Below are 15,680 nucleotides of genomic sequence, written 5' to 3'. Positions count from 1 at the left end.
GCGTCACTCGAACAACATCGACGCATCACTGGAGGAAGACATGCCGTTTGCACCGAAGCACCTCGCCGCCGCGCTGGCGGTCGTTCTGGGCGCTGCCGCCGGCAGCGCCGCCGCGCAGGTTCCGGCCGGCTACCCGGGGAACTACCAGGGCGTGATCGACGCCGCGAAGAAAGAAGGCAAGCTGATCGTCTACTCGACGACCGACACGGGCCTCGTACGTCCGCTGATCAAGGACTTCGAAAGCCTGTACGGCGTGAAGGTCGAGTACAACGACATGAACAGCACCGAGCTGTACAACCGCTACATCAGCGAGAACGCGGCGAGCAGCACCAGTGCCGACGTGCTGTGGAGCTCCGCGATGGACCTGCAGGTCAAGCTCGTCAACGACGGCCTGATGGCGTCCTACGATTCGCCGGAAAGCCCGAACGTGCCGCAATGGGCGCAATACCAGAAGCAGGCGTACGGCACGACGTTCGAGCCGCTCGCGATCGTCTACAACAAGCGCCTGATCCCCGAGAACGAAGTGCCGACGACGCGCGCCGACCTGATCAAGCTGCTCACCACGCAGGCCGACAAGTTCAAGGGCAAGGTCACGACCTACGACATCGAGAAATCGGGCGTCGGCTTCAACTACCTGACCCAGGACGCGCACGTGAACGAGAAGGTCACGTGGGAACTCGTGAAGGCGATCGGCGCGACCGGCCCGAAGCTGCAGTCGAGCACCGGCGCGATGATGGAGCGCATCTCGTCGGGCGAGAACCTGATCGGCTACAACATCATCGGCTCGTATGCGTACGCGAAGGCGAAGAAGGACAAGTCGATCGGCTACGTGTTTCCGAAGGACTACACACAGGTCGTGAGCCGCCTCGCCACCGTGTCGAAGAAGGCGAAAAACCCGAACGCCGCGAAGCTGTGGGTCGACTACCTGCTGTCCAAGCGCGGCCAGACGCTGATCGCGAACCAGGCGAACCTGTATGCGATCCGCGCGGACGTGACCGGCGAGACGTCGGCCGCGAGCCTCACGAAGGAACTCGGCGATTCGCTGAAGCCGATCCAGATCGGCACCGGCCTGCTCGTCTATCTCGACCAGTCGAAGCGCCTCGCGTTCCTGAAGCAATGGCAGCAGGCGATCAAGCGCTGATGCGCTGATCGGCTTCGGCTGACCCAGGCCGCCCGCCGCCCGTCGCGCGGGCGGCTCCTTCTCCTCACCGACTTCCTTGAGGCGGCCATCCGGATGGCCGCAGGGGCGAACTCATGCTTTCAACCAGCACACGCGGCACGGCACCGGCCGCGCCACCCGCCGCCGGCCCGCGCGACGCCATTCCCGCGCTGCCGGTCAGCCGCCTGCAGCCGCTCGCCGGCATGCTGCGCTGGATCGTCGTCGCGGTACTGACCGTCGCGGTCGCGCTGCCGCTCGGCTTCATCCTGTTCCAGAGCCTGCTGTCCGCGCCGTTCTTCGACGCGAACAAGACGCTCGGCATCGACGGCTTCCGCTTCATCTTCAGCGATCCCGATTTCTGGTCGGCCGTGAAGAACTCGTTCATCATCGCCGGCGGGATGCTGTTCATCTCGATCCCGCTCGGCGGCATCCTCGCGTTCCTGATGGTGCGCACCGACCTGCCCGGCCGCCGCTGGCTCGAACCGCTGCTGCTCACGCCGGTGTTCGTGTCGCCGATGGTGCTCGCGTTCGGCTACGTGGTCGCGGCCGGCCCGGTCGGCTTCTACTCGGTATGGTTCAAGGAACTGTTCGGGGCGCAGAACGTGCCCTGGAACGTGTATTCGATCTTCGCGATCACGGTGATCGTCGGCCTCACGCACGTGCCGCACGTGTACCTGTATTCGTCGGCCGCGCTGCGCAACCTCGGCTCGGACGTCGAGGAAGCCGCACGCGTGACCGGCGCCCGTCCGTTCCGCGTCGCGCTCGACGTGAGCCTGCCGATGACGATGCCCGCGCTGCTGTTCGCCGGCGTGCTGGTGTTCTTCCTCGGCTTCGAGGTGTTCGGGCTGCCGCTCGTGCTCGGCGACCCGGAAGGCCATCTCGTGCTCGCGACCTACCTGTACAAGCTGACCAACAAGCTCGGCGTGCCGTCGTATCACCTGATGGCCGCGGTCGCCGTGTGCATCGTCGCGATCACGTTCCCGCTCGTGCTGCTGCAGCGCCGCCTGCTGAAGACGGCGAACCGCTTCGTCACGGTGAAGGGCAAGGCCGGCCGCGCGACGGTGCTGCCGCTCGGCGTGTGGCGCTGGGTCGCGCTCGCGATCGTCGCGCTGTGGCTGATGCTGACCGTGATCGTGCCGATCTCGGGCATCGTGCTGCGCGCGTTCGTGACCAACTGGGGCGAAGGCGTCGCGCTCGCCGAAGTGCTGACGCTGTCGAACTTCATCGAGCTGTTCGAGCAGGACAACCTGGTGCGCGCGATCGTCAACACGCTCGGCATCGGCGTGATCGGCGGCGCGCTCGCGATCGGCTTCTACTCGCTCGTCGCGTTTGCCGGCCACCGCCGCCCCGACTGGGCGACCAGGCTGCTCGACTACCTCGTGCTGCTGCCGCGCGCGGTGCCGGGGCTCCTCGCCGGTCTCGCGTTCCTGTGGATCTTCCTGTTCGTGCCGGGCCTGCGCGAGCTGAAGAACTCGATGTGGAGCATCTGGATCGCGTACACGGTCGTGTGGCTCGCGTACGGGATGCGGCTGATCCAGAGCGCACTGCTGCAGGTGGGCCCCGAACTCGAGGAAGCCGGCCGCAGCGTCGGCGCGACGCGCAGCCGCGTGTCGCTCGACGTGACGTTGCCGCTCGTGCGCTTCGGCCTGCTCGCCGCGTGGCTGCTGATCTTCATGATCTTCGAGCGCGAATACTCGACCGCCGTCTACCTGCTGTCGCCCGGCACCGAAGTGATCGGCGCGCTGCTCGTGTCGCTGTGGGCGACCGGCGCCGTCGACCAGGTCGCCGCGCTCTCTGTCATCAACATCGCGATGGTCGGCGCCGGTCTCGGCGTGGCCCTGCGCTTCGGAGTGAAACTTCATGGATAAGCTCATCGTCGACGATCTGCACCTCAGCTACGGCGCCAACCCGATCCTCAAGGGCGTGTCGTTCGAACTGAAGGCCGGCGAAGTCGTGTGCCTGCTCGGCGCGTCGGGCAGCGGCAAAACCACGCTGCTGCGCGCGGTGGCCGGCCTCGAACAGCCGTCCGACGGACGCATCCAGCTCGACGAGCGCGTGTTCTTCGACGGCGCGCAACGCATCGACCTGCCCGTCGAACAGCGTTCGCTCGGCCTCGTGTTCCAGTCGTACGCGCTGTGGCCGCACCGCACCGTCGCCGACAACGTCGGCTACGGTCTCAAGCTGCGCCGCGTCGCGCCGGCCGAACAGAAGCGCCGCGTGCAGACCGCGCTCGACCAGCTCGGCCTCGGCCACCTCGCCGAGCGCTTTCCGCATCAATTGTCGGGCGGCCAGCAGCAGCGTGTCGCGATCGCCCGCGCGCTCGTCTACAACCCGCCGGTGATTTTGCTCGACGAGCCGCTGTCGAACCTCGACGCGAAGCTGCGCGAGGAAGCGCGTGCGTGGCTGCGCGAGCTGATCGTGTCGCTCGGGCTGTCGGCGCTGTGCGTGACGCACGACCAGACCGAGGCGATGGCGATGTCCGACCGCATCCTGCTGCTGCGCAACGGCCGCATCGAGCAGGAAGGCACGCCGGCCGAGCTGTACGGCGCGCCGCGCTCGCTGTACACCGCCGAGTTCATGGGCAGCAACAACCGGATCGACGCGCGCGTCGCCGCGATCGACGGCGAATGCGTGACGCTCGCCGGCGACGGCTGGGAGTTGCGCGCCGTCGCCCGCGACACGCTCGCACCGGGCCAGGACGCCCAGGCCGTGATCCGTCTCGAACGCGTGCAGGTCGCCGACGGCCCGGGCGCGAACCGGCTGCAGGCCGACCTCGTCACGTCGATGTATCTCGGCGACCGCTGGGAATACCTGTTCCATTGCGGCGACATGCGCCTGCGCGCGTTCGGTCATGTGCCGCGCGCGGCCGGCAAGCACTGGATCGAATTCCCGACCAACGACTGCTGGGCGTTCGCGAAAGCGGGCTGACCCGACCGCGGCGGCTCACGCGCCGCCGCGCATGCAGTCAAGCGCGCATCCCTTTGCGACTCGCATCGGCGGACGCTTCCTCGCGTCCGCCGATGGCGCGCTGCGTACCTGTTTTCTGTTTCACCTCACCCAAAACAAACCAAGGAGACACCGTCAAAATGAAGTCACGCGCAGAACGTTCGATTCGAACAGTAGTCCTCACCGGTTCGGCCGCGGCAGCCTGTCTCGCCGCGCCGGCCGCGCACGCGCAGTCGTCGGTCACGATATACGGGATCATGGACGCCGGCATCGAATACACGAACCATGCGGCGCCGGATGGCGGCAATTCGTTCAAGCTGAAGTCGGGCAACAAGAACACGTCGCGCTGGGGCTTGCGCGGCGTCGAGGATCTCGGCGGCGGGTTGAAGGCGGTGTTCCGCCTCGAAAGCGGGATCGATCTCGCGAACGGCGCGTCCGACGACGGCCCCGACTCGATCTTCGCGCGCCGTGCGACGGTGGGCCTGAAAGGCAAATGGGGCGAGCTGACGCTTGGCCGCAACTTCACCGTCACATACGACTACATGCTGCCGTTCGACCCGATGGGTTACGCGCAGAACTACTCGTGGGCGACGTCGTCGATGGCGACCGGCGGCCGCAAGGACGGCCTGTTCACGCGCTCGTCGAACGCGGTGCGCTACGACGGCGAATTCAGCGGCTTCAAGTTCGGCGCGCTGTACGGTTTCGGCAACGTGCCGGGCAGCGTGAAGACCAGCTCCAAGTATGATTTCGCGATCGGATACGAGACGGGGCCGTTCGCCGCCGTCGTCACGTTCGACCGGCAGAACGGCGCGGCCGACAGCGTCACGCCGGCCGATACCGTCAACTATATCCAGGGCATCCATGCGGGCCTGAGCTACGACTTCGGCAACCTGAAAACGATGGCCGGCTATCGCAATTACAAGCGCACCTTCCGCACCCCGGCGGCGAACCAGTTGAGCGACATGGTCTGGCTCGGCGGGTCGTACCAGTTCACGCCGACGTTCTCGCTGATCGCGGCCGTCTATCACCAGAACATCAAGGGCGGCACGGATGCCGATCCGACGCTGGTGTCGGTGCGCGCGCAGTACGCGCTGTCGAAGCGCACGGTGCTGTATGCAGCCGGTGCGTTTGCGATCGCGAAGCATGACCAGAAAGTCGGCGTGTCGCGCGATTTCAACGGGTACGGCACCACGCAGGTCGGGGTAACGGCGGGGATCCAGCAGCGGTTCTGACCGTTGCGACGTGACGGCAAGCGGAGGACGGCACAAGCGTTTCGGGAGCGCGTCGTCATCCGCTTCGTCGAATGTCGGGGCACGGCACGAGCGACCGAAGAAACATGTTGAAACTGAAACAGATGCGCGAGCAACGTGCCGGCGATTCGCTGAGCACGCGAACGCGATGGCGGCTCGTTCAGAGAATCGCCCGGTAAGCTTCGAGCGCCTTGCAGGTCTGAACCATCCCCTGCCGCTGCAGGATGTCGAGGTAACGATCCACCATCACCGGAGGATGCTTGAGCATTTCGCGTTGTCGCCGTGCTGCGGCGACAACCGCAGCCGGCTCGAGATCGAAGAGATTGTCGACGAACACGTCGGGATGCTGCGCCTCCACCCCGTACGCCGACAGCACTTCGTCGGGAAAGTCCTTCTGGTTGAACGTCACGATCACACTGGCGTTGCAGCGGATCGCGGCGGCCAGTACATGCCGATCAGCGGCATCCGGCAACGTCAGGCCCTCGATCAACGCTTCGTACCCGGTCACCAACGCATCAGGTATCGCCCGATCCATCAGACTCGCGGTACGGTCGAGTTGCGCGGCACTGAGGTCCGCGCGCTTGCGCAGCAGATTCCGTTTCCATTCGTTGTGGATATCGATACTCCAGCGAGCCCTGAAACATCCGCTCAATGCGAGCCACATCAGGAAATCGCGCAGCGGTGCCGGGTACAGCACGCAGGCATCATAGACCGCCGTGAATGGCGAACTCGTCATTCGTAGCCCATCCCGAACGCCTGCGCTTGCCGACTCAACTCTTCCATCGCACTGGCGCTCGCCTGATCGCGTTCGGTCTTGTAACGCATCAGATCGGAAAAGCGCACACGACGGTGCTTGCCAGTCTTGTGATATGGCAGCGCCTTCAATTCGAGCAGCTTGATCAGGTGTGGACGGGACACATTGAGCAGGTCGGCTGCTTCCTGCGTGGTCAGTTCCGCGTGAACGGGTACGACCTTGACCGCATTGCCGTCTGCGAGCTCCGCGAGGATGTCGACCAGCAGACGCAGTGCAGAAGTCGGGAGCTCGACCTGATGCGCACGATTTTCGTCATCGAAAATCTGGATGCGCTGTATTTCCGTTCGCGTGGCCAGATAAGCCGCCAGCGCACGCTGTCCTTCGACCGCCGCCTGCACCTCCCGCTCCACCGGCAAGATCGTATCGGACATCGAGGTATGAGGCATCGCGCACTCCCAAGCAGGTTCTCAAATGCGCCATCTTATTCGAAATAAACGAAATTCGCAATAAACGAAAATTGATGGAGCCCTTATAAGATCGCCGAACCTCGATATCAGTCAATACGCGCCGTCACTCGGCTTCTGGCCCTTACTCTTGGCGAGCGACGATCACTGCACGCCGATGCGCCGCTCACTAGCCGCGCATCGTGAACACCAAACGTACGACGCTGCTCGTATCGCTCCAATGTTCGCCGACCGCCGACAGCGGCACCGTGCGCGTGTCGATCGTGAGGCCTGCCTCACCGGCCGCTTCGAATACGCCGCGCACCGACGCCAGCAAGCGCGCCAACGACACGCTGCCGATCCCGCTGCCCATCAGTTCGATCGCGGTGGCCCGCAGCACGGCGCCGGGCACCAGCACGTCCGCGCCGCCGATCGAGCCGATCTGCACGAAACGCAGCCGCCGCCCGCCGGGTGTCGCTTTCGCGGCCGCGCCGAGCAGTGTCTGCGCGCTGGCGCCCCACAGATAATCGAGCACGACATCCACGCCCGCGCGCAAATGCGGTTCCAGCGCCCGCGCCAGATCGGCCTCGTCCTGCTGCAGCGACACGACGGCGTCCGCGCCGGCCTTCAGCAACGCCTGCAACGCGGCCGCGTTGCGGCCCGTCGCGATCACCTTCACCGCACCGAGATGCTTCGCGATCCGCACCGCGAGCCGCCCCGACGTGCCCGTTGCGCCGTTGACGAGCACCGTCTCGCCCGCGACGAGCCGCGCACGTTCGGTCAGCGCCGCCCACGACGACATCCCCGGAATCGCGATCGCCGCGGCGGTGACATCGTCGAGCGTGTCCGGCAGCGGCACGCATTGCGTATCGGGCACGATCGTGCGTTCGGCCATCGCCCCGAACGGCACCGGGGCGCCGAAGAAGTAGACGCGCCGGCCATCGTCGAGACACCCCACGCCGTCGACACCGACGACGAACGGATAACCGCCAACGGAGGAATAATGCGTCCCCGCCGCACGTCCCTGCGCGATGCGGCTCAGCGCGGACGCCGTCACGTCGATCAGGCGGTGGCCCGGCATCGCGCGCGGCGGTTCGAACGCCGTATAAACCGGGCGCTGTCCAGCGCCTTCAACGACTGCTGCTTTCATGCTGGTTCCTTCAATTCTGGAGAACGGGCCTTTACCGGGCATCGAGCCACGCGCGCAGCGCGGGATCGCGTACTTCCAGCACGTCGAACAGGCCGAGCGCGCGCAGTGCTGGCAACGCATCGATCGCATCCGCCTCCGCGCGCGCCCGCTCCTCCGGCGCGGCGTTCGGGTCGATCAATACACGCGCATTGACCAGAAACGCACCAACGGTGCCCTTGCGAATCGTCGTACCGCCGGCATCGATCCGGTCGGCATGGTCGGGAAGCATCTGTTCGGCTCGCATCGCGTCTTACTCCGGTTGTCATCGATGGAATGCAGTGTAGGCGTGCGAAGCCGGCCAATCTCCGGTATAATAGCCATTCGATACCGATATCCGGCCATGTCCGATCCGCTCCTGCCCGCCCGCTTCGTCACGTCCGACGACGGCCCGTTCGTGGTCGCCGCCGTCCTGTCGCAACGCGACCCGCGCATCACCGCGCCGCATTCGCATGCGCGCGGCCAGCTCGTCGGCGCGCTGAGCGGGCTGGTGACGATCGGCCTCGACGACCAGGAATGGGTCGTACCGGCGATCCACGCGATCTGGATTCCGCCGCATTGCCGGCATTCGCTGCGCTCGTTCGGACCGATTTCGGGCTGGTCGGCGTTCGTCGCCGAAGCCCGCTGCGCGGCGCTGCCGGCGACGCCGCGCGCGATCCGCACGACGCCGCTGCTGCGCGAAGCCGTGCAGCGTGCGGCAAGCTGGGGCGATGCCGAACTGAATGCCGCGCAGACGCGGATCGCCGACGTGATCCTCGATGAAATCGCGGCATCGGAAGCCGAGGCGCTGGGGCTGGTCCGGCCACGGGACCCGCGGCTCGTGAAGATCACCGATGCGCTGGCCGCGGATCTCGCGAACGACCGGCGGCTGGAGGAATGGGCCGAATGGGCCGGCATCGGCGCGCGGACGATGAGCCGCCGCTTCGTCGCCGAGACGGGGCTGACGTTCGCGCAGTGGCGTCAGCAGGCCAGGTTGCTACGGGCGCTGGAGCGCATTGCCGACGGCGTGCCGGTGACGACGATCGCGCTCGATCTCGGGTACGACAACGTGAGCGCGTTCATCGACATGTTCCGGCGTGCGCTGGGGACGACGCCGGGGAAGTATATGGAGGCGGGAAGCCAAGCGCAGCGATAGGTGCGGCCATGCGCATGAATGAAGCCGCACGGCGAAAGGCCGGCGGTCGGCACACGAACACAGCCCGCCGCTGCATCAATACGTGCCGTCGCCCTTCTTCACGACATCACCGCCAATCCCCTTGAACTGCGCGGCAAGCCGCTCCGCGCTCCGTGCCAGCAGCGTCGTATCGACGCCGACCGCGACGAACAACGCGCCCGCTTCCAGATAGCGCCGCGCGGCTGCTTCATCCGCGCTCAGGATGCCCGGCGCCTTGCCGGCCGCCTTGATCGCGCGGATCGCGCCGTCGATCGCGGCCTGCACGTCCGGGTGCCCGGGGTGGCCGAGATGGCCGAGATCGGCCGCGAGATCGGCCGGCCCGATGAACACGCCGTCCACGCCGTCGACCCGCGCAATCGCGTCGACCGCATCGAGCCCCGCGCGCGTCTCGACCTGCACGAGCACGGCCATCTCGTCGTTCGCGCGATGCAGGTACTCCCCGACGCGATTCCATCGCGACGCGCGCGCGAGCGCACTGCCGACGCCGCGCATCCCATGCGGCGGATAACGCGTCGCGGCCACCGCCACACGCGCTTCGTCCGCGCTCTGTACCATCGGCACGAGCAGCGTCTGCGCGCCGAGATCGAGCACCTGCTTGACGATCACCGGATCGTTCCACGGCACGCGCACGACCGGATGCGACGGATACGGCGCGATCGCCTGCAGTTGCGCGAGGATTGTCGGCACCGTATTCGGCGCATGCTCGCCGTCGATCAGCAGCCAGTCGAAACCGGCGCCCGCGACCACTTCGGCGCTGTACGGATTCGCGAGGCCGAGCCACAGGCCGATCTGCGCGTCGCCGCGTGCGAGCGCGGCCTTGAAGACATTCGACGGAATCTGCATCGTTCGCTCACCTCACTCGAAGTAGCACTGGATCGTCCCGAGCGGGCCGTAGTCGACGCTGAACGTATCGCCCGAACGCGCCGCGCACGGCCGCGTAAACGATCCGCCGAGCACGATCTGCCCCGGCTCCAGCGCGACGTCGAAGCGCGACAGCCGGTTCGCGAGCCATGCGACACCGTTCGCCGGATGGTTCAGCACGCCGGCCGCGACCCCGGTTTCCTCGACCACGCCGTTGCGCGACATGATCGCCGCGACCCACCGCAAATCGACGTCCTGCGGGCGCACCGGCCGGCCGCCGATCACGACGCCCGCGTTCGCCGCGTTGTCGGCGATCGTGTCGAACACTTTGCGCGGCCGTTTCGTGTCGGGGTCGATCGACTGGCTGCGCGCGTCGATGATCTCGAGCGCCGGCACGACGTAATCGACCGCGTCGTACACGTCGAAGATCGTGCAGTTGGGGCCGGCGAGCCGCTTGCCGAGCACGAACGCGAGCTCGACCTCGACGCGCGGCACGATGAAGCGGCCGGTCGGGATCGTGCCGCCGTCGGCGAAGAACATGTCGTCGAGCAACGCGCCGTAGTCGGGTTCGTCGATCTGCGACGTGTTCTGCATCGCCTTCGACGTCAGGCCGATCTTGTGCCCCTTCAGCGTGCGGCCTTCCGCGAGCTTGAGGGTCACCCACGCGCGCTGGATCGCATACGCGTCGTCGATCGTGATGTCGGGATGGTCGAGCGAGATCTGGCGGATCTGCGTGCGTGCGCGCTCGGCGTCGTGCAGACGGTGCGCGAGCTGGTCGATGATGGCGGGTTCGAGCATGATCGGATCGGGAATGGGGTTCAGCCGGCCCGCTTGTAGCGGGCGTGGATGTTGTTGTGCTTGTACGAGCCGCTTTCGCTGAACTCGGTCAGCTCCATCGACAACGCGAGGCTGCGTTTCGCGTACAACTCGGCGAAATGGGCCTTGATCGCGTCGAACAGCGCGTCGCACGCGGCTTTCTTCGTTTCGTCGCTGCGGCCCGCGCCGATCTTCAGCGTCACGTGGACGAACGCGTCGTCCTCCGTGCCGTCGGCGACGCAGTAGTCGTGCAGCTCGATCGCGCGCGAACGGATGCCGCCGGTGGGGAACACGCCGCCCTGCGCGATCAGCGTCGCGTTGATCGTGCGCAGCAGCGCGGGAATGCGTGCGTCGTCGCGGATGTTCGCGGTGTATTCGACGACGATGTGTGGCATGGCAACGCTCCAGTCGGTTTCGAAGGCATGGTGGACGGCAACGCTCAGGGCAACGGAAAGATCGCGTTGATCTGCCCGGTGCCCGAGCTCGCGAAATAGTCGGTGACGATCTCGACGGGCTGGTCGTAACGATCCCAGCCGAGCAGCCCGAGCAGCATCGCCGTGTCGTGCATCCCGCCTTCGCCGTGGCAATGCACGTTGTATTCGGGCAGCATCGCGCAGAAGGTCTTGAAATCGCCCTGCTTCCACAGCTCGACCACGCGCAGGTCGACCTGCCGGAAGAATTCGCGGCTGATCTGGTGGATCGATTCCTCGGGGCTGCCGTTGTCGTTGAAGCGGTGCGACAGCGACCCGCTCGCGAGGAACGCGACGTTCGAATCGCTCTTCTCGATCGCCTCGAGCAGCGCCTCGCCGAAGCGCCGGCTTTCGTCGAGCGTGTGCCACATGCACCAGCCCGCGATCGACACGACCTTGAAATGCTGGTCGCCGTTCATGTAGCGCATCGGCACGAGCGTGCCGTATTCGAGTTCGAGGCTGTCGATCTCGTGCGCACGCGTCGCGACGCCGCGCTCGGTGGCCGTTTCCGCGATCAGCCGGCCGAGCGCCGGGTTGCCCGGATACGCGTACTGCATGTCGCGGATGAAATGCGGCAGCTCGTTGCTCGTATAGGTGCCGGCGAACCGCGCATTGCAGTTCACGTGATAACCCGCGTTGACGAGCCAGTGCACGTCCGACACGACGATCGTGTCGACGCCGAGCGCGCGGCAGCGTTCGCCGATCAGCCGGTGGCCGCGGATCGCCGCATCACGGCAGCCGTGATGCTTGCCGGGCAGTTCCGACAGGTACATCGACGGCACGTGCGTGATCTTCGCGGCGAGGGACAGTTTGCCCATCGTTCAAGTCTCCTGTCGACCGGAGTTAGCGCTTTAGCGATTACTCCGGTCCCATGCTACGCGGTCGACCGGAGTTAGCGCTTTAGCGGTTACTCCGGTCCCATGCTTCGCGGTCAACCGGAGTTGGCGCTTTAGCGGTTACTCCAGTCCCATGCTTGTTGGCCGGCGTGCCGGCCAAGGAATCGTTCGTTCTTGCGGCGCCACGGCCCGCGCCCTTCAAACGCCCCAGCGAGGAATGTGATGCGAACCCATCGAGATGCACACGTTCTTGATCTCCGCGAACACCTCGAAACTGTACTCGCCGCCCTCGCGCCCGGTGCCCGACTCCTTCACGCCGCCGAACGGCTGGCGCAGATCGCGCACGTTCTGGCTGTTCACGAACACCATCCCGGCCTCGATGCCGCGCGCGAGCCGATGCACCTTGCCGACGTCCTGCGTCCAGATGTACGACGCGAGGCCGTACGCCGTGTCGTTCGCGAGCCGCAGCCCTTCGTCTTCGTCCTCGAACGGGATGATGCACGCGACCGGCCCGAAGATCTCTTCCTGCGCGATGCGCATCCGGTTGTCGACGTCGGCGAATACGGTCGGCCGCACGAAGTTGCCGTGGCGCAGATGATCGGGCAGCCCGGCCGGCTTGTCCGCGCCGCCCGCGACCACGCGCGCGCCTTCCTGCTCGCCGATGCGGATATAGCCCGTCACCTTCTCCCAGTGCTGGCGCGTGATCATCGCGCCAAGGTTGGTGCCCGGATCGGTCGGATCGCCGACCACCAGGTTGTTCGCGCGGCGCGCGAATTCCTGCACGAAGCGGTCGTAGATCGTGCGCTGCACGAAGATCCGCGAGCCGGCGGTGCAGCGTTCCCCGTTGATCGAGAAGATCGTGAACAGCGATGCGTCGAGCGCGCGGTCGAAATCGGCGTCGTCGAAGATCAGCACCGGCGACTTGCCGCCGAGCTCCATCGAATACTTCTTGAGGCCCGCGCGCTCCATGATCCGCTTGCCGGTGACGGTGCCGCCGGTAAACGACACCGCGCGCACGTCAGGATGCCGCACGAGCGCGTCGCCGGCCGTCGCGCCGTAACCCTGCACGACGTTCAGCACACCGGGCGGGATGCCGGCTTCGAGCGCGAGCCGGCCGAGCTGGTCGGCCGTCAGCGGCGACAGCTCGGACATCTTCAGCACGGCCGTGTTGCCGAGCGCGAGACACGGCGCCGTCTTCCACGTGGCCGTCATGAACGGCACGTTCCACGGCGACACCAGCGCGCACACGCCGACCGGCTGGTACAGCGTGTAGTTCAGCATCTGGTCGTCGACCGGATAGGTACGGCCGTTCATCTGCACGCACACTTCCGCGAAGAAGTTGAAATTCTCGGACGCGCGGGGAATCAGCTGCTTGCTCGTCTGCGCGATCGGCAGGCCGGTGTCCTGCGTCTCCAGCGCCGCGAGCATCGGCACGTTCTTCTCGATCAGCTCGCCGAGCTTGCGCATCAGCTTCGCGCGCTCCTTCGCCGGCGTGTTCGCCCATTTCGGGAACGCATCCTTCGCTGCGCGCACGGCCGCGTCGACCTCGGCCTCGCCACCCGACGCGACGGCGGTGATGACGTCGCCCGTCGCCGGGTTCAGCGTCGTGAAGGTGTCGCGGCTCTCCACTTCGCGGCCGCCGATCCAGTGCTTGATGGTCATGTGCTCTCCTTCGTTGGCGACGGCCTCAACCGGCGCGATAGTAGTCCGCTTCGCCGACGATCGTGTTCACGAGCCGGCCGATCCCTTCGATTTCGGTCACGACCTCGTCGCCCGGCTGCGTGTCCGCCAGCCCCTCGGGCGTGCCGGTCAGGATCAGGTCGCCCGGCGAGAGCGTCATGAAGCTGCTGATGTGCTCGATCAGCGCCGGCACGTCGAACACCATGTCGCGCGTGCTGCCGCGCTGCGTCTCCCGGCCGTTCACGGTCGTGCGCAGCGTCAGGTCGCGCGCGTCGCCGATCTCGTCGCGGCTGACGAACCACGGCCCGAGCGGCGTGCAGGTGTCGCGGTTCTTCACGCGCAGGTTCGGCCGGTAATAGTTCTCGAGATAGTCGCGGATCGCGTAGTCGTTCGCGACCGTATAGCCGGCCACGTAGTCGATTGCCTGCGCGCGGCGCACGTGGCGCGCGGGCCGGCCGATCACGACGGCCAGCTCGCACTCGTAGTGCATGTGCGCGGCGTGCGCCGGGCGCACGGTCAGCGACCGGTGGCCGACGAACGTGTTCGGCCCCTTCAGGAAGATCAGCGGCTCGCTCGGCGCGTTGAACGCGAGTTCCTTCGCATGGTCGGCGTAGTTCAGGCCGAGCGCGAACGTCGTGCGCGGCGCGACGGGCGGCAGCCACACTACGGCCTCCTCGGCCACCACGCGCCCCGTATCGATGCGGATCGCGCCGTCGCCGGCCGGTTCGGCCGCATGCAGTGCGCCGTTGTAGATCACGCGCGCCGTCTTCATCGTGCCTCCTCCGCCGTCAGCGTATGCCGCAGCGTGCCGATCCCGGCCGCGGCGATCTCGATCGTGCTGCCTGCGCGGGCATGCGGTGCGCCGCCCGCCACGCCGAGCAGCAGCACGTCGCCCGCGTCGAACGACATGAAGGCCGTCACGTCGGCGATCAGCTCGCGCACCGGGCGAATCAGCGTCGCGGTCGACGCGGACGCGCCCACCTTGCCGTCGATCCGCACCGTCAGCCCGATCGAGTCGACATCGGCGAGCGCGGCGGCCGGCACGATCGCCGGGCCGAGCGGACAAAAGCCGTCACGGCACTTGAAGCGCACGGCCGGACGGTAGTAATCCGGATGCGGCACGGACACGTCGCTCGCGAGCGTGAAGCCGTGCACGTAGTCGAGCGCACGCGCGGCCGCCACGCGCGTCGCGCGCCGCGCGAACACGACGGCCACCGACGCGCCGATTTCCAGCGCGTCGACGCCGGCCGGCACGACGACGGCGGCGCCGTCGGCCGCGTGCGTGTTGGCGGGTTTGATGTACAGGATCGGTGCCTGCGGCGGCCGGCCGTAAGGCGGTGCGTTCACCGCGTCGCCGAGCGCGGCGAGCGCCGCGCGCTCGTTGAGCAGCGCACCGTAGACGGTACCGATGGCGACCGGCAACGGCGGCGCCGCGGCGGTCGTGCAAGACAGCTCCATGCGTCATTCCCCTGCCGCGCGTCGCGGCGCATCGTCAATAGTTAATATCTTAAGTAAACAATCGGGCGCTGACAACCTCGATTACCCTGATACACGAAATTCATCAGCTTCGGCTGTTAAGATTGATGCGTCCCCGTCCTCTGCTCACCCCGATGAACCGTACGCTCGACCATCGCAACCTGGCCATGCTGCTGCTCGAGGCCCGCGAAACGCTGATGGGCCTGTTTCGCCCCATTCTCAAGGAATTCTCGCTGACCGAACAGCAATGGCGGATCATCCGCGTGCTCGACGGCGAGCCGGCGCAGGCGCTCGAAGCCGGGCAGATCGCGAAACGCTGCTGCATCCTGAGCCCGAGCCTGACCGGCGTGCTGGAACGGATGGAGCGCGACGGCCTGATCACGCGCACGCGCGCGCAGGAGGATCAGCGCCGGCTGCTGGTCAGCCTGACGCCGCAAAGCAGGAAACTGGTGACGGAAATCGGTCCGCGCATCGACGAGCAATACCGTCAGCTCGAAGCGCGATTCGGCCAGGACGGCCTCGACGACATCTACCGCGCGCTCGACCGGCTCATCGAACTCGGCAACCAGGCATAAAGACGGCGCCCGCGCCCGCGACGTACGGGAACGGGCGCCGGGGCGATGTGGCCG

18 protein-coding genes are annotated in these 15,680 nt (G+C 66.7%); 6 read left to right on the top strand and 12 right to left on the bottom strand.

Features of this window, described 5'->3' with window-relative positions; genetic code table 11:
• Positions 1-40 precede the first annotated feature (40 nt).
• From A9Z05_RS00545 to A9Z05_RS00535, 3 genes are all read left to right on the top strand, one after another.
• The gene (locus A9Z05_RS00545) at positions 41-1,141 is read left to right on the top strand and encodes an ABC transporter substrate-binding protein (RefSeq protein ID WP_069616425.1); all 1,101 of its coding nucleotides are present in this window, start codon (positions 41-43) and stop codon (positions 1,139-1,141) included.
• Positions 1,142-1,254: 113 nt separating this feature from the next.
• Positions 1,255-3,027 carry an iron ABC transporter permease gene (locus A9Z05_RS00540; RefSeq protein ID WP_069616424.1) on the top strand — a complete coding sequence of 591 codons (1,773 nt, stop codon included), beginning with the start codon at positions 1,255-1,257 and terminating at the stop codon, positions 3,025-3,027.
• On the top strand, positions 3,020-4,087 hold the full coding sequence (locus A9Z05_RS00535; RefSeq protein ID WP_069616423.1) for an ABC transporter ATP-binding protein: 1,068 nt from the start codon (positions 3,020-3,022) through the stop codon (positions 4,085-4,087). Before A9Z05_RS00540 ends, A9Z05_RS00535 begins: the two co-directional genes overlap by 8 nt.
• 37 nt (positions 4,088-4,124) lie before the next feature.
• On the opposite strand, the gene A9Z05_RS36735 is transcribed toward A9Z05_RS00535, so the two are convergent.
• Complete coding sequence (locus A9Z05_RS36735) at positions 4,125-4,364, bottom strand: hypothetical protein (RefSeq protein WP_176730118.1); 240 nt, start codon at positions 4,362-4,364, stop codon at positions 4,125-4,127.
• Here A9Z05_RS36735 and A9Z05_RS00530 point away from each other — a divergent pair.
• Positions 4,246-5,337: a porin gene (locus A9Z05_RS00530; RefSeq protein WP_069616422.1), complete on the top strand. Its 1,092-nt coding sequence runs from the start codon at positions 4,246-4,248 to the stop codon at positions 5,335-5,337. The genes A9Z05_RS36735 and A9Z05_RS00530 overlap by 119 nt on opposite strands.
• Positions 5,338-5,515: 178 nt before the next feature.
• Here the strand turns inward: A9Z05_RS00530 and A9Z05_RS00525 are convergent, their stop codons facing one another.
• From A9Z05_RS00525 to A9Z05_RS00510, 4 genes are all read right to left on the bottom strand, one after another.
• A complete protein-coding gene (locus A9Z05_RS00525) occupies positions 5,516-6,091 on the bottom strand; it encodes a PIN domain-containing protein (protein WP_069616421.1) in 576 nt (191 codons plus the stop codon).
• Positions 6,088-6,555 (bottom strand): helix-turn-helix domain-containing protein, encoded by a 468-nt coding sequence (locus A9Z05_RS00520; RefSeq protein WP_069616420.1) that lies wholly within the window; start codon positions 6,553-6,555, stop codon positions 6,088-6,090. The genes A9Z05_RS00525 and A9Z05_RS00520 overlap by 4 nt, the downstream gene beginning before the upstream one ends.
• Before the next feature lie 187 nt (positions 6,556-6,742).
• Positions 6,743-7,702, bottom strand: coding sequence for a zinc-binding alcohol dehydrogenase family protein (locus tag A9Z05_RS00515; protein WP_069616419.1), 960 nt, complete (start codon positions 7,700-7,702; stop codon positions 6,743-6,745).
• A gap of 31 nt (positions 7,703-7,733) precedes the next feature.
• A complete protein-coding gene (locus A9Z05_RS00510) occupies positions 7,734-7,985 on the bottom strand; it encodes a hypothetical protein (protein WP_069616418.1) in 252 nt (83 codons plus the stop codon).
• Between the two features lie 96 nt (positions 7,986-8,081).
• Between A9Z05_RS00510 and A9Z05_RS00505 the strand changes: the two genes are divergently transcribed.
• Positions 8,082-8,873: a helix-turn-helix domain-containing protein gene (locus tag A9Z05_RS00505; RefSeq protein ID WP_069616417.1), complete on the top strand. Its 792-nt coding sequence runs from the start codon at positions 8,082-8,084 to the stop codon at positions 8,871-8,873.
• Positions 8,874-8,948: 75 nt separating this feature from the next.
• Here A9Z05_RS00505 and hpaI read toward each other — a convergent pair whose 3' ends face one another.
• From hpaI to A9Z05_RS00470, 7 genes are all read right to left on the bottom strand, one after another.
• Positions 8,949-9,755: a 4-hydroxy-2-oxoheptanedioate aldolase gene (gene hpaI / locus A9Z05_RS00500; RefSeq protein ID WP_069616416.1), complete on the bottom strand. Its 807-nt coding sequence runs from the start codon at positions 9,753-9,755 to the stop codon at positions 8,949-8,951.
• Positions 9,756-9,767: 12 nt separating this feature from the next.
• Positions 9,768-10,571, bottom strand: a complete 804-nt coding sequence (gene hpaH / locus A9Z05_RS00495; protein WP_069616415.1) for a 2-oxo-hept-4-ene-1,7-dioate hydratase — start codon at positions 10,569-10,571, stop codon at positions 9,768-9,770.
• A gap of 20 nt (positions 10,572-10,591) precedes the next feature.
• Positions 10,592-10,984 (bottom strand): 5-carboxymethyl-2-hydroxymuconate Delta-isomerase, encoded by a 393-nt coding sequence (locus A9Z05_RS00490; protein WP_069616414.1) that lies wholly within the window; start codon positions 10,982-10,984, stop codon positions 10,592-10,594.
• A gap of 44 nt (positions 10,985-11,028) precedes the next feature.
• Positions 11,029-11,877, bottom strand: a complete 849-nt coding sequence (gene hpaD / locus A9Z05_RS00485; protein WP_069616413.1) for a 3,4-dihydroxyphenylacetate 2,3-dioxygenase — start codon at positions 11,875-11,877, stop codon at positions 11,029-11,031.
• A gap of 216 nt (positions 11,878-12,093) precedes the next feature.
• Complete coding sequence (gene hpaE, locus A9Z05_RS00480; RefSeq protein ID WP_069616412.1) at positions 12,094-13,557, bottom strand: 5-carboxymethyl-2-hydroxymuconate semialdehyde dehydrogenase; 1,464 nt, start codon at positions 13,555-13,557, stop codon at positions 12,094-12,096.
• A gap of 25 nt (positions 13,558-13,582) precedes the next feature.
• Positions 13,583-14,347, bottom strand: coding sequence for a fumarylacetoacetate hydrolase family protein (locus tag A9Z05_RS00475; RefSeq protein ID WP_069616411.1), 765 nt, complete (start codon positions 14,345-14,347; stop codon positions 13,583-13,585).
• Positions 14,344-15,033, bottom strand: a complete 690-nt coding sequence (locus A9Z05_RS00470; RefSeq protein ID WP_069616410.1) for a fumarylacetoacetate hydrolase family protein — start codon at positions 15,031-15,033, stop codon at positions 14,344-14,346. Before A9Z05_RS00470 ends, A9Z05_RS00475 begins: the two co-directional genes overlap by 4 nt.
• 152 nt (positions 15,034-15,185) lie before the next feature.
• On the opposite strand from A9Z05_RS00470, the gene hpaR reads away from it, so the two are divergent.
• Positions 15,186-15,626: a homoprotocatechuate degradation operon regulator HpaR gene (gene hpaR, locus A9Z05_RS00465; RefSeq protein WP_069616409.1), complete on the top strand. Its 441-nt coding sequence runs from the start codon at positions 15,186-15,188 to the stop codon at positions 15,624-15,626.
• The last annotated feature ends 54 nt before the right edge of the window (positions 15,627-15,680 follow it).

Origin of the sequence: Burkholderia sp. A2 (assembly GCF_001729305.1) — a bacterium.
GTDB lineage: Bacteria > Pseudomonadota > Gammaproteobacteria > Burkholderiales > Burkholderiaceae > Burkholderia > Burkholderia sola.
Note: the sequence above shows the minus strand (reverse complement) of the source record. Positions and strands in the feature narration are given on the sequence as shown.